Source organism: Brevundimonas aurantiaca, from assembly GCF_014199955.1.
Classification (GTDB): domain Bacteria; phylum Pseudomonadota; class Alphaproteobacteria; order Caulobacterales; family Caulobacteraceae; genus Brevundimonas; species Brevundimonas aurantiaca.
Window position 1 is genome coordinate 167,186 of record NZ_JACHOQ010000001.1, and the last position, 11,551, is coordinate 178,736.

General features: G+C 67.0%; 14 protein-coding genes and 1 riboswitch. Of the genes, 11 read left to right on the top strand and 3 right to left on the bottom strand.

Annotation, left to right across the window (positions count from 1 at the left end; genetic code table 11):
- The first annotated feature begins 13 nt into the window (after nucleotides 1–13).
- The 8 genes from GGQ93_RS00765 (at nucleotide 14) to GGQ93_RS00800 (ending at nucleotide 8,050) form a co-directional block, all read left to right on the top strand.
- The gene (locus tag GGQ93_RS00765) at nucleotides 14–676 is read left to right on the top strand and encodes a Pr6Pr family membrane protein (RefSeq protein WP_183214829.1); all 663 of its coding nucleotides are present in this window, start codon (nucleotides 14–16) and stop codon (nucleotides 674–676) included.
- Nucleotides 677–684: 8 nt separating this feature from the next.
- Nucleotides 685–2,214 carry a UbiD family decarboxylase gene (locus GGQ93_RS00770; protein WP_183214830.1) on the top strand — a complete coding sequence of 510 codons (1,530 nt, stop codon included), beginning with the start codon at nucleotides 685–687 and terminating at the stop codon, nucleotides 2,212–2,214.
- A 33-nt stretch (nucleotides 2,215–2,247) separates the two neighbouring features.
- A complete protein-coding gene (locus tag GGQ93_RS00775) occupies nucleotides 2,248–2,862 on the top strand; it encodes a hypothetical protein (RefSeq protein ID WP_152950700.1) in 615 nt (204 codons plus the stop codon).
- Between the two features lie 89 nt (nucleotides 2,863–2,951).
- Entirely contained in the window at nucleotides 2,952–3,560 is a 609-nt protein-coding gene (locus GGQ93_RS00780) for a hypothetical protein (RefSeq protein ID WP_054766235.1), read from the top strand.
- Between the two features lie 47 nt (nucleotides 3,561–3,607).
- A complete protein-coding gene (locus tag GGQ93_RS00785; protein WP_183214831.1) occupies nucleotides 3,608–5,449 on the top strand; it encodes a M14 family metallopeptidase in 1,842 nt (613 codons plus the stop codon).
- Between the two features lie 3 nt (nucleotides 5,450–5,452).
- Complete coding sequence (locus GGQ93_RS00790; protein ID WP_054766237.1) at nucleotides 5,453–5,860, top strand: MAPEG family protein; 408 nt, start codon at nucleotides 5,453–5,455, stop codon at nucleotides 5,858–5,860.
- A 43-nt stretch (nucleotides 5,861–5,903) separates the two neighbouring features.
- Nucleotides 5,904–7,259 (top strand): TldD/PmbA family protein, encoded by a 1,356-nt coding sequence (locus GGQ93_RS00795; protein WP_183214832.1) that lies wholly within the window; start codon nucleotides 5,904–5,906, stop codon nucleotides 7,257–7,259.
- Nucleotides 7,256–8,050 carry a 3'(2'),5'-bisphosphate nucleotidase CysQ gene (locus GGQ93_RS00800; protein WP_183214833.1) on the top strand — a complete coding sequence of 265 codons (795 nt, stop codon included), beginning with the start codon at nucleotides 7,256–7,258 and terminating at the stop codon, nucleotides 8,048–8,050. The genes GGQ93_RS00795 and GGQ93_RS00800 overlap by 4 nt, the downstream gene beginning before the upstream one ends.
- Nucleotides 8,051–8,053: 3 nt before the next feature.
- Here the strand turns inward: GGQ93_RS00800 and GGQ93_RS00805 are convergent, their stop codons facing one another.
- Nucleotides 8,054–8,308 carry a hypothetical protein gene (locus GGQ93_RS00805; protein WP_054766240.1) on the bottom strand — a complete coding sequence of 85 codons (255 nt, stop codon included), beginning with the start codon at nucleotides 8,306–8,308 and terminating at the stop codon, nucleotides 8,054–8,056.
- 169 nt (nucleotides 8,309–8,477) lie between these two features.
- Between GGQ93_RS00805 and GGQ93_RS00810 the strand changes: the two genes are divergently transcribed.
- Together GGQ93_RS00810 and GGQ93_RS00815 are read left to right on the top strand one after the other, a co-directional pair.
- Nucleotides 8,478–8,723: a DUF4170 domain-containing protein gene (locus GGQ93_RS00810; RefSeq protein WP_054766241.1), complete on the top strand. Its 246-nt coding sequence runs from the start codon at nucleotides 8,478–8,480 to the stop codon at nucleotides 8,721–8,723.
- A 52-nt stretch (nucleotides 8,724–8,775) separates the two neighbouring features.
- Nucleotides 8,776–8,991 carry a hypothetical protein gene (locus tag GGQ93_RS00815; protein WP_054766242.1) on the top strand — a complete coding sequence of 72 codons (216 nt, stop codon included), beginning with the start codon at nucleotides 8,776–8,778 and terminating at the stop codon, nucleotides 8,989–8,991.
- A 12-nt stretch (nucleotides 8,992–9,003) separates the two neighbouring features.
- Here the strand turns inward: GGQ93_RS00815 and GGQ93_RS00820 are convergent, their stop codons facing one another.
- Together GGQ93_RS00820 and GGQ93_RS00825 are read right to left on the bottom strand one after the other, a co-directional pair.
- Nucleotides 9,004–9,669, bottom strand: coding sequence for a protein tyrosine phosphatase family protein (locus GGQ93_RS00820; protein WP_183214834.1), 666 nt, complete (start codon nucleotides 9,667–9,669; stop codon nucleotides 9,004–9,006).
- A gap of 31 nt (nucleotides 9,670–9,700) precedes the next feature.
- Nucleotides 9,701–10,672, bottom strand: a complete 972-nt coding sequence (locus tag GGQ93_RS00825) for a DMT family transporter (RefSeq protein WP_183214835.1) — start codon at nucleotides 10,670–10,672, stop codon at nucleotides 9,701–9,703.
- Between the two features lie 97 nt (nucleotides 10,673–10,769).
- Nucleotides 10,770–10,913, bottom strand: a riboswitch (FMN riboswitch).
- A 95-nt stretch (nucleotides 10,914–11,008) separates the two neighbouring features.
- Here GGQ93_RS00825 and GGQ93_RS00830 point away from each other — a divergent pair.
- Nucleotides 11,009–11,521, top strand: a complete 513-nt coding sequence (locus tag GGQ93_RS00830; protein ID WP_183214836.1) for a COG3650 family protein — start codon at nucleotides 11,009–11,011, stop codon at nucleotides 11,519–11,521.
- The last annotated feature ends 30 nt before the right edge of the window (nucleotides 11,522–11,551 follow it).

Below are 11,551 nucleotides of genomic sequence, written 5' to 3' on the forward strand. Positions count from 1 at the left end.
AGAGGAGGCGCGCATGGTGCGGGAAAGAGATCGGCCGCGTCTGTGGCGCGCCGCCTTCGCCGTCATCGGCTGGGCGGCGCTGGCGTTGCAGTATCTGCTGATGGCGGGGCCGGCGGACGGCTGGGCGGTGGCGACGCGGACCGTCCAGTACTTCAGCTTCTTCACGATTCTGACCAATATACTGGTCGCCCTGGCCCTGACGGGGCCTTTGCTGAAACCGACATGGCCCCTGGCCCGCTGGACGGCGTCGCCGACCTTTCGCGCCGCCGTGACGACCTACATTCTGATCGTAGGGCTGGTGTATCATTTCATGATCGCCCCCTACTGGCGGCCGGAGGGGCTGACCTTGGCCGTCAATCTGGTGCTGCACTACGTCATGCCGGCCGCCTTCCTGCTGGACTGGCTTTGGTTCACGCCGAGGGGCGCGTTGCGGTGGATCGACCCGGTGAAGGCCCTCGGATTTCCGCTGATCTTCGGCGCATGGACCCTGGGTCACGGGCTCGCCACCCACTGGTGGCCCTATGGGTTCGTCAATGTTGACGCCCTGGGGCTGGGCCGGGTGCTGGCGACGTTCGGCGGGCTGCTGGTCTTTTTCCTGCTGGTCGGATCGGCGCTGGTCGGGATGGACCGGGTCTTAAGCCGAACGAGGCGTGACAGTTCGGCCCCGGCGCTTTAGGCGGAGCCATGGCCTATAAATCCCTGCGTGACTTCATCGACCAGCTGGAAGCCGACGGCGAGCTGGTGCGGGTGTCCGAACCCGTCTCCACCGTGCTGGAGATGACCGAGATCCAGACCCGGCTGCTGCGCAACGGCGGCCCGGCGGTGCTGTTCGAAAAGCCGGTCATGCCGGACGGGACCATCAGCCCCGTCCCCTGCCTGGCCAATCTGTTCGGCACGGTGAAACGGGTCGCCATGGGGGTGACGCTGGAGGGCAAGAACCGCACGACGGCGGGCGAGCTGCGCGAGGTCGGGGAACTGCTGGCCTTCCTGAGAAATCCGACGCCGCCGCGGGGCTTAAGCGACGCCATGGAGATGCTGCCCCTGGCGCAGACCGTCATGTCGATGCGGCCCAAGACGGTGAAGAAGGCGCCTGTGCAGGAGGTGGTGCTGAAGGGCGACCAGATCGATCTGGCCGCCCTGCCCGTCCAGACATGCTGGCCCGGCGAGCCGGCGCCCCTGATCACCTGGGGTCTGGTCGTGACCAAGGGGCCCAGCGAGGATCGCGAGGACGACTTCAACCTGGGCATCTATCGGATGCAGGTCCTGGGCAAGGACCGGGCGATCATGCGCTGGCTGGCCCATCGCGGCGGGGCCCAGCACTACGCCCGGCACAAGAAGGCGCGGCCCAAGGAGCCCCTGCCCTGCGCCGTCGTCCTGGGCGCCGATCCGGGGACCATCCTGGCGGCGGTGACGCCGGTGCCGGACACCCTGTCGGAATATCAGTTCGCGGGCCTGATGCGCGGCGCCAAGGCCGAGCTGGTACCTTGCAAGACCGTGCCGTTGATGGTTCCGGCCCAGGCCGAAATCGTGCTGGAGGGCCACGTCCTGCTGGACGAGTTCGAGGACGAAGGCCCCTATGGCGACCATACCGGCTATTACAACTCGGTCGAAAAGTTCCCGGTCTTCAAGGTCAGCGCCGTCACCATGCGGCGGAACCCCATCTATCTGACCACCTTCACCGGACGGCCGCCGGACGAGCCCAGCGTGTTGGGCGAGGCGCTGAACGAGGTCTTCATCCCCCTGCTGCGCCAGCAGTTCCCCGAGATCGTCGACTTCTGGCTGCCGCCCGAGGGGTGCAGCTACCGGATCGCGGTGGTGTCGATGAAGAAGGCCTATCCGGGCCACGCCAAGCGAGTGATGCTGGGCGTCTGGAGCTATCTTCGCCAGTTCATGTACACCAAATGGGTCATCGTCGTGGACCACGACATCGACGCCCGCGACTGGAAGGACGTCATGTGGGCCATCTCGACCAAGATGGACCCGGCGCGCGACATCACCGTGATCGAGAACACCCCGATCGACTATCTGGATTTCGCCAGCCCCGAGAGCGGCCTGGGCTCCAAGATCGGCCTGGACGCGACGGACAAATGGCCGCCCGAGACCAAGCGCGAATGGGGCGAGGAGATCCGGATGGACCAGGCGGTGGTCGAAAGGATCGACGCCATCTGGGACACGCTCGGCCTGCCCGGCGACAAGACGTCGATCTGGAAATAGGGCGGAAGCCTTGATTCACGCCGAGGGGGCGATGTGAGCGCGTTCGAATTTTTCTTCAGCTTCTATGGGCTGATCCTGGGCCTGTCGGTGGCGGAACTGCTGGGCGGGTTCGCGCGGACGCTGAACCGTAATCCAAGGCCGCGCTTCGGCCTGTTGACGCCGCTGCTGGTGGTGTTCGCCGCATTGGATGTGACCACCTTCTGGTTCCAGGCCTGGATCATCTTCCGCCCCGCCCCGTTCAATCTGGCCCTTCTGATGCTGGGCCTGGTGATCGCAGGCCTGTTCTATATCTCGGCCACCCTGGTCTTTCCGCGTGACGAAGATCAGGTCGAGGATCTGGACGCCCATTTCTGGCGCAACAAGCGCACCATCCTTCTGCTTCTGCTGAGCGCCAATGTCATTGTCGCCAGCCTGATCGTCGGCGTCGCGGCCGCCCAGGGCGAACTGCATCTGGTGGCCAAGAGCTGGTTCTTCTGGTTCGGCGTGAGTCTGTTCACCGGTCTGACCCTGATCGCCGCCCTGGCGCGCCGCCCCTGGATCGTGAAGGCGGCGCTGATCGCGCTCTTGGCCTATTACGGCCTGAACATCAGCCGGGCTGCGGCGCCCCTGGTTGAAAAGGGCGGCTGGTCCCTGGTGGCGAAGGAATAGTCCGTCGATCCGGATCGGCCGCCGAGGCGCGCTTGCCAAGACAAGCGCGATAACTCCATATCTGGGCGTGGCGTCAGATCGGGGGACAGGTGAGCGCGTTCGAATTCTATTTCAGTTTCTATGGCTTGGCGCTCGGGTTGTCGGTGGCGGTGATCGCCACGGGCCTGGCCACGGCGATACAGCATCGCAAGACCCTGCGCATCGGCTGGCTGACGTCCCTGTTGGCCCTGTTCGTCGGCCTGGACATCGCCACCTTCTGGGACGCCGCCTGGCACACCTTCCGCGACGCCCCGTTCAGCTACGGCATGCTGGTGATCGGCCTGGCGATCGCCATGGTCTATTTCATCGCGGCTTCCCTGGTCTTTCCGCACCAGATCGAAGACGGGATGGACCTGGACGACCATTTCTGGGGCAACAAGAGGATCGTGCTGATCCTGACCACCGTGGCCAATACGCTGATGGTGGCGGTCTCGATCTCTCAAATACTCGGCAAGCCGGGTGCGGCGATGCTGCTGATCAACTATGCGATCGCCTATCCCCTGTATCTGGTGCTGGTCGTTCCGGCGGCCCTGACCCGCAGCAGGCGGACCTTCGCCATCCTGCTGGGCCTGCACGTCGCCATCTATTTGATCTTGGCCTGCATGCCGGCGACCCTCGCCGTCCCCACCCCGGCCACGCCCGCCGCCGTCGCCGGCTGAGGCCCGCAGGCTTGCCATAAGGACCGGATCGGTCGAGGACTTCATCCATGCGTCACGCGCTTCTGTTCGCCGCCGTCGCGGCCCTAGTCTCGAGTCCCGCCATGTCCCAATCGCCGGGCCGTCCGCCCGTTCTTTCCAATATCGCGCCCTGGGACCAGCCCTTCCTGCCGCCCGCGCCGGCCTGGGACGGGGCGTCGAAGGCCCTGCTGCGCGATGCGAGCGATCCCTGGGTGACGCCGTTCGAGGCCGATCGGGGCCATGACTTTTCGCCGAACTATGTCGATACCCGCGCCTGGTTCGACCGACTGGACGCCGCCAGCGACCTGATCCGGATCGAACAGTTCGGCGTCTCGCCCGAGGGGCGGCCCATCTATGCGGTGATCGCCTCCAAGGACGGCGCGGCCTTCGATCCGGCCAAGCCGGTGCTGATGATCCAGGCGGGCATCCATCCGGGCGAGATCGACGGCAAGGACGCGGGCATGATGGTGCTGCGCGACATCGCCTTCTATGGGAAGGACGCCCTGCTGGACCGGGTCAATCTGATCCTGATCCCCATCCTGAGCGTGGACGGGCATGAGCGCGCCGGCGCCTATTCCCGCCCGAACCAGCGCGGACCACGCATCCAGGGCTGGCGCAATACGGCGACCAATCAGAACCTGAACCGCGACTATCTGAAGCTTGACCAGGCCGAGATGCGGGCGGTGCGGGGCCTGATCTTGAAGTACCGGCCGGACCTCTATGTGGACGTCCACGTCACCGACGGCCTGGATTACCAGTACGACGTCACCTACGGCTTCAACGGCGAGGATGGATCGTTCAGCCGGTCCCCCAACAGCTCGGCCTGGCTGGATACGGTGTTCAAGCCGGCGATGAACGCGGCCCTGGAGCGCCAAGGCCATATCCCCGGCGAACTGGTGTTCGGCATCGACGACGACGAACCGAAGAAGGGGCTGTCGGACGGCGGCCTGGGCGAACGCTACTCCAACGGCTGGGGCGCCGCAGCCCATGTGCCGACGATCTTGATCGAAAACCACAGTCTGAAACCGCACGAACAGCGGGTGCTGGGGACCTATGTTTTCATCGAGGAGGCGATGCGGCTGCTGGCCGATCAGGGCGCGGCGCTGAAGGCGGCGACCGATCAGGACCGGGCCCTGCGACCGGCGCAGATCCTGGCGAATTTCGAGGCGGAAGAGACCCCCTCCTCCACCCGCCCGTTCAAGGGGATGCTGTACGAGATGTATCACAGCCCCGCCTCGGGTCGCGACGAGGTGCGCTGGCTGGGCCGGCCCGATCCCGAGCTGTGGCAGATGCCCTTCTACGGATCCAAGCCGACGCTGACCCTGAACCGCCCCACCGCCTATTGGGTGCCCAGCTATCGCACCGACATCATCGAGCGGCTGAAAATCCACGGCGTCGAGATGGAGACGCTGGAGGCGCCGCGCACGATGAACCTGTCGATGCTGCGCCTGGTCGAGCCGAAACTGGCGACGCGGGCGAACGAGGGTCACGTCCAGGCTTCGGTGAAGACGGTCGAGGTCGAACGCCGCGACTGGACCTTCCCCACCGGCTCGGTGCGCGTGCGGACTGACCAGCCGCTGGGCGACGTCGTCGTTCTGCTGCTGGAGCCCCAGTCCAGCGAGAGCTTCTTCGCCTGGGGCCTGTTCCCCGAAGTCATGAGCCGGGTCGAATATATCGAGGCCTACGCCATCGCGCCCCTGGCCGAGAAGATGATGGCGGCCGATCCGGCGCTGAAGGCCGAGTTCGAGGCCAAGCTGGCGGCCGAACCGGCGTTCGCGGCTGATCCGCAGGCGCGGCTGGCCTGGTTCTATGAGCGGACGCCCTTCTATGACGACCGCTATCTGCTCTATCCCGTCGGGCGCGAGGACTGATCCATGACCACCCCCATGATGTACGCCGTCCAGGCCGCCGCCCTGTGGAGCGGCCTGCTGATCCTGCTGCTCCTGGTTCTGTCGGGCATTGTGGTCAGCGGCCGCCGCAAACATATGGTGTCGCTGGGGGACGGCGGTATCGCGGACCTAGCGGCCGCCACCCGCGCCTTCGGCAATTGCGCCGAATACGCCGCGCCCGGCATGATCGCCATGCTGCTTCTGGCCGCCGTGGGAGCGCCCGCCTGGATGGTGCATGGCGTGGGGGCGACCCTGTTCGTGGGGCGGTCGGCCCATGCCCTGGGCCTTCTGTTCCAGACGGGGCCGTCGCTGGGTCGGGTGATCGGCATGCTGCTGACCTGGGTCGCCCTGCTGACGGCGGCGGTCGGATTGATCGCCTTCGCCGTGGTCTGAGGCGCGAGGTTGCGACGCAGCAAAGGGTCCGCCATATCGGGGCATGACTGAAGCCCGCGACGCCTCCGCCTCCGCCGATCTTTTGCATGACATCGTCCAGGCCGCGCTAAAAGCCGGCGCGGACGCCGCCGAGGCGGTCAGCGCCGACCGAAGCGCCCTGTCGGTCGGCGTGCGTAACGGAAGGCTGGAGGACGTCGAACGCGAAGAGTCGCGCGATCTGGGCCTGCGGGTCTTCGTCGGACAGCGGCAGGCCTCGGTTTCCGCCTCGGACCTGTCGCCGGCGACTCGCACACGTTTGGTCGAACGCGCGGTCGCCATGGCGCGGCTGGCGCCGGAAGACCCCCACGCCGGTCTGGCGCCGCAGGATCGGCTGGCGCGGGCGCCCTTCGCCGAACTGGACCTGTTCGATCCCAGCGAACGCAGTGCGGAAGCGCTGGAGCAGGCCGCCGCCGAGGCAGAGGCCGCGGCTTTGGCCGTGAAGGGCGTCGCCCGGTCCGAGGGCGGGCATGCGTCCTGGTCGTCCAGCCGCTGGCGACTGGTGACCTCGCATGGATTCGACGGGGACTATCAGGGTTCGGCCTTCTCGCTGGGCGTCGGAGTGATCGCCGAGAAGGACGGAGCGATGGAGCGCGGCGGCGAGAGCCGCTCGACCCGGCATCTGTCGGACCTGCCGGGCGCCGAGATCATCGGGCGGACGGCGGGCCAACGCGCCGCAGCCCGAACCGGGGCGCGCAAGATCGCCTCGACCACCGCCCCGGTGATCTTCGACAATCGCATGGCCGGCCAAATCGTCTCGCCGGCGGTCGGCGCCGTTTCGGGGCCGTCGATCGCGCGCGGCACCTCCTTCCTGAAGGACCGGATGGGCCAGAGGGTGTTCGCCGAAGGCGTGACCCTGATCGACGATCCGTTCCGGCCGCGCGGCCTGGGATCGACCCCGTTCGACGATGAGGGCGTCGCGGTCGAACGGCGCGCCCTGTTCGACGACGGGGTGCTGACCACCTGGCTGCTGAACAGCGCCTCGGCCCGGCAGTTGGGGCTGGAGTCCACCGGCCACGCCTCGCGCGGCCTGGCGGGATCAGCGGGGGTTTCGACCCACAACCTGCACATGGAGCCGGGCGAGCGGGATCTGGCGGGGCTGATGGCCGACGCCGGGACCGGGCTTCTGGTCACCTCCATGTTCGGGCCGTCGCTGAACGGAAACACCGGCGACTGGTCCGCCGGGGTGTCGGGCTTCTGGTTCGAGAACGGCGCGATCGCCTATCCGGTCAATGAGGTGACCGTGGCGGGCAAGCTGCCCGACCTTTATCTGCGGCTGGTTCGGGGCTCGGACCTGGAGTTCCGAGGCAGTTTCAACGTGCCGAGCCTGATGTTCGACGCGGTAGCCATAGCCGGCAAATGACGGACCTGGACGTCGACCTCGAACTGATCCGCCAGGCCGCGCTCGACGCCGGCGCCTTGGCGCTCGCCGAACGTGAGGCGGGGCTGAAGGTTGAGGCGAAGGTCGGCGGTTCGCCCGTGACCAGCGGCGACTTGGCGGTGGACGCCATGCTGAAGGACCGTCTGCTGGCCGCCCGCCCCGACTATGGCTGGCTGTCGGAGGAGACGGCGGATTCGTCCGAGCGCCTGTCCAAACGCCGGATTTTCGTGGTGGATCCGGTGGACGGAACGGTGGCCTATATGAAGCGCCAACCCTGGTGGTGCACGCCGATCGCCGTGGTCGAGGACGGCCAGGTTGTCGCCGCCGTCATCCATGCGCCGGAGGTTCAGGAAACCTATGCGGCGGTTCGGAACGGCGGCGCCTGGCGCAACGGCGCCCCGGTGCGGGCCTCGGACGTGGACACGCTGGACGACGCCTCGGTGCTGGGCGACGCGCGGATGATCGAGGGGCCGCACTGGGACGAGCCCTGGCCGCCCCTGCGGTTCTCAAAGCGCAACGCCCTGGCCTATCGGATGGCCCTGGTCGCCGCCGGCGCCTTCGACGCGGCCCTGGCCCTGACGCCGAAATGGGATTGGGACGTCGCCGCGGGCTGTCTGATCGCCGAAGAGGCGGGGGCGCGCGTCACCGACCACCACGGCCGCCCCTGGCGGTTCAACCGGCCCGACCCGCGTCAGGCCAGCCTGGTCTGCGCCGCCCCGGCCCTGCACCCGCTGATCATACGGCGCTGTAAAAACGTGCCGCTGTCGACCTGAAACCTAGGCAGCCGGCTCTTCATGCAGGTCGAGCCGACGCTGAATACGGCCCACATCGTCCCGCATTCGGTCCAGAGACACCTGGAGGCGAGCGTCAGTCTCCGCCAACCCGGCGATGTCGCGCCGCACGGACGTCAGCCCGATTTCGACGCCGGAGACCCGTTCCTTCAACTCACGCAGATCAAGCGCCAGCGTATCGATCTTGGCGTCGATCCGCCGCAGGAACACCAGCGTCAGATTTTCCGGATCACTGCTCATGACCGCATAATGCCCCAAGCTGCGATGACGGGCAAACGGGAGCGCGGCTGTAAAAACGTGCCGCTTTCGACGTAAGGCAGGGTCTGAAAACCCCGTCATACATTGATCCTTAGCCGTTCTCGGCCTATGCCCCGGCCAGAGCCCCACCCGAGCCTTTCAAGGACATCCGATGGTCGACCAATCCTCCGTCCCCACGCAACTGCTGCACCTGGTCATCGGCGGCGAACTGCGCCACCCGAAGGAGCCCGTCTTCCGCGACCTGTCGCAGGTCGAGTTCGTCGGCGCCTACGGCAGCTATGACGAAGCCAAACAGGCCTGGAAGGCGCGCGCCCAGGCGACCGTGGACAACGCCCACATGCGCTATTTCATCCTGCACGCCCACAAGCTGATCGACCCGCGCGGCGACGCGGCCTGAGTGCGACGTCAGGGAGCGGGAACCTGTTCCCTGACACGGACGCTGAACGACCGTGATCAACCTGGAACCCCAACAGATTTTTCAGCTGGTCAGCCTGCTGGCTGTCCTGGCCCTGTTCAGCTTTTCGCTGCGAGGCCACATCGGCTATGCGCGCTGGTTCAAGCGGTGGGAGGCCGAACGCAAGGCGCGACGGGACGCCGAACTGGCCGCCGAGGCGCGCCAGGCCGGCGAAGACGACGAAAGACCGAAGACCGGCCCCTGGGGCTGACGGTGTCGGCCCCTACTCCCGCCTCAGCAGCTTTTCGGTCAGCAGCGTGCCCCACCACCCGGCCTTGAACTCCGCGCGGATGGCCTTGGGATCGTAGTCGGGACTGTCCACCCAGTCGATGAAGCTGACGCCCTGCGGCTCGACCTCGTTCACGTACTTCTCCAGCGTATAGTCCAGGACGCCGGTCAGCCCTTCGCGCGAGTGAAGATATTTCTTCGACAACTGCTTCATGGCGACCGATATGGGCTCGCCCAGATGGAAGTGGCGATAGAAGACCGCCATCATGCCCGCCCGATCCGCGCCGGACTTGCAGTGGATCAGGACCGGATAGTCGATGGTCTTGAACAGGTCGCGCGCCCGGTGAATGCGATCCCTTTGCGGCGGGTCGCGCGAGTCAAGCGGCGCGTCGATCAAGGTCAGGCCCAGCCGTCGGCAGGCCTCCTTCTCCAGCCAGTAATAGCCCTCGTCCCGCTCGCCCCGCAGATTGATGACGGTCCTGACGCCCTTGGACTTCCAATAGGCCAGTTGGCGCGGCGACGGCTGGTTGGTGCGGACAAGGTCCGGCCCCAGCCAGTGGGCGTTGGAGAAGACCAGGCGCAGAAAGGCGTGATCCGCCCAGAAATAATGCCAATGGGCCCGGAAACGGCCCATTGCGGTCGAAAGGTCAAAGCGCGCCATGGCCGCCAGATAGCGATCCGGGGCCGCCGCGTCATCCTCCGCTTGCGACCGGGGCCGTCGCCGCCCCGTCTTGCGGCCTCCGCCCCTCGATCCAGAAGATGAACATCGAGGCTCCGACGATCAGGGCGGCGCCGGGCCAGAACCAGATCGAGGGCGTCTGTCCCAGCAGAAGCCAGCCGACCAGTCCGGCCAGCGGCGCCTTCAGATCGGCGAAGGGCTGCAGATAGGCCGCGTCGGCCAGCCGGTAGGCGAAGGCCAGCAGATATTGCGCCGCCGCCGTCAGGCCGCCCAGGGCCAGCAACAGAAGCAGGCCCGCACCCTGAGGCAGGGCGAAGGGCAGGTCCGTCGCCACCCCGGCCGGCAAGGCGAAGGCGAAGGCGTTCGCCAGCAACAGAAGCGCCAGATGGTTGGGCGTGATCAGGACCAGCAGGGAGAGGGTCAGGGTCTCGGGCGTCTCCTCCCTCGCCAGCCAGCGGGTCATCACATCGGTGACGGCCCACAGGGCGGCGGCCAGGACCGGGGTCAGGGCGGCCCACCCCAGGCTTTCGGACCCGACCCCCGAAACGATCACGGCGCCGAGGAAGCCGACCATAGCCGCGACGATCCGGGGGCTCGACACCCGCTCGCCCAGACACAGGGTCGAGCCGATGATGACGAACAGGGGGCCGGTCGCCAGCAGGGTCACCATCTGCCAGATCGGCACGCCCGAGGCGAAGCCGTAGACGAAGACATGGACGCCCAGGGCCGAGGCGAAGGCGCGGATCAGATGGGCCAGAGGACGGCGCGTCCTCAGCCTGTTCAGGCCGATCCGCAGAACGATGGGCAGCATCAGGACCGAGGCGATCAGATACTGCCAGAAGGCCATTCCGGTCGAACTCATGCCGAACCGTTGGGGCAAAAGGGATTGCAGGATATTGCCGCAGGCGAAGACGAGACTGGCCGACAGCATCAACAGCGCCCCCAAGGCGGGGGCGCGAAGCGAAGACGAGGAAATCTGGTTCAATTGGTCGTCCTTTCCGTAACCAGTTTTCCAGGGTTACGGGCGACGACGCGCCGCGCCCGCCGCTCAGCAAGAGCGACGCACGCCGCGAGGCGTTGGGTCCCGTTCTCTTTCATCCGGACTATACCGTCGGCCCCGGAATCGCACCGGATCTGCTGACCTCCCCAAGCGGGGGGAGCGCTCGCGGGCTTGGCGTCGCCGCCTTACCGCCGGTGGGGAATCGCACCCCGCCCTGAGAACACCGCAGGCGAACCTGCCGGCCCTACTTAGAAAGGGGCCGCTTGATCTTCAACCACCTGGGCGTTCAGACATCCAAGCTCCTCACCCCGAAAGGCCGCCATGAAGATCTTCGCCGCCGTCATCGCCGTCGCCTTGCCGGGCGGCGCCGTCGCCCAGAGCACGCCGCCTGAAGACCCGTCCCTGATCGCCTATCTGCAACAGCGCGCCGGCGAGGCGGCGGACACGACCCGCTACACCGCCGCCCTCACCCCCGACGGCAAGACGGCTTTGGTCTATCTGACCGGACCGACCTGGTGCGGATCGGGCGGATGCCGCCTGCTGGTTCTGGACCGCGACGGGTCCTCCTATCGCTCGGTCGGCGAGATCAGCGTGGCCCGCGCGCCCATTCGTCTTCTGGAACGCGAGGATCACGGCCGGCGCGCTCTGGGCGTGCAAGTGGCGGGCGGCGGGATCATCCAGGGCTATGAGGCCGCCGTGCCGTTCGACGGGCGACGCTACGCCTCCAATCCGACCGTCCCCCCGGCGATGAGGATCGATGATGCCCCGGGCGAAACCCTGATCCGGGCCGACGAGGCGGGGCGTCCGCTGACGCCGGCGCCTGACAAGCCTTGACTTGAGGGGCGGCTCAGACGACCGAAGGGC

What these genes read in the sequence shown, in the direction of transcription:
- GGQ93_RS00805 (WP_054766240.1), bottom strand. Translation starts at nt 8,308, where the DNA reads ATGAGCAGTGATCCGGAAAATCTGACGCTGGTGTTCCTGCGGCGGATC.
- GGQ93_RS00770 (WP_183214830.1), top strand. Translation starts at nt 685, where the DNA reads ATGGCCTATAAATCCCTGCGTGACTTCATCGACCAGCTGGAAGCCGAC.
- GGQ93_RS00790 (WP_054766237.1), top strand. Translation starts at nt 5,453, where the DNA reads ATGACCACCCCCATGATGTACGCCGTCCAGGCCGCCGCCCTGTGGAGC.
- GGQ93_RS00795 (WP_183214832.1), top strand. Translation starts at nt 5,904, where the DNA reads ATGACTGAAGCCCGCGACGCCTCCGCCTCCGCCGATCTTTTGCATGAC.
- GGQ93_RS00830 (WP_183214836.1), top strand. Translation starts at nt 11,009, where the DNA reads ATGAAGATCTTCGCCGCCGTCATCGCCGTCGCCTTGCCGGGCGGCGCC.
- GGQ93_RS00810 (WP_054766241.1), top strand. Translation starts at nt 8,478, where the DNA reads ATGGTCGACCAATCCTCCGTCCCCACGCAACTGCTGCACCTGGTCATC.
- GGQ93_RS00800 (WP_183214833.1), top strand. Translation starts at nt 7,256, where the DNA reads ATGACGGACCTGGACGTCGACCTCGAACTGATCCGCCAGGCCGCGCTC.
- GGQ93_RS00820 (WP_183214834.1), bottom strand. Translation starts at nt 9,669, where the DNA reads ATGGCGCGCTTTGACCTTTCGACCGCAATGGGCCGTTTCCGGGCCCAT.
- GGQ93_RS00785 (WP_183214831.1), top strand. Translation starts at nt 3,608, where the DNA reads ATGCGTCACGCGCTTCTGTTCGCCGCCGTCGCGGCCCTAGTCTCGAGT.
- GGQ93_RS00765 (WP_183214829.1), top strand. Translation starts at nt 14, where the DNA reads ATGGTGCGGGAAAGAGATCGGCCGCGTCTGTGGCGCGCCGCCTTCGCC.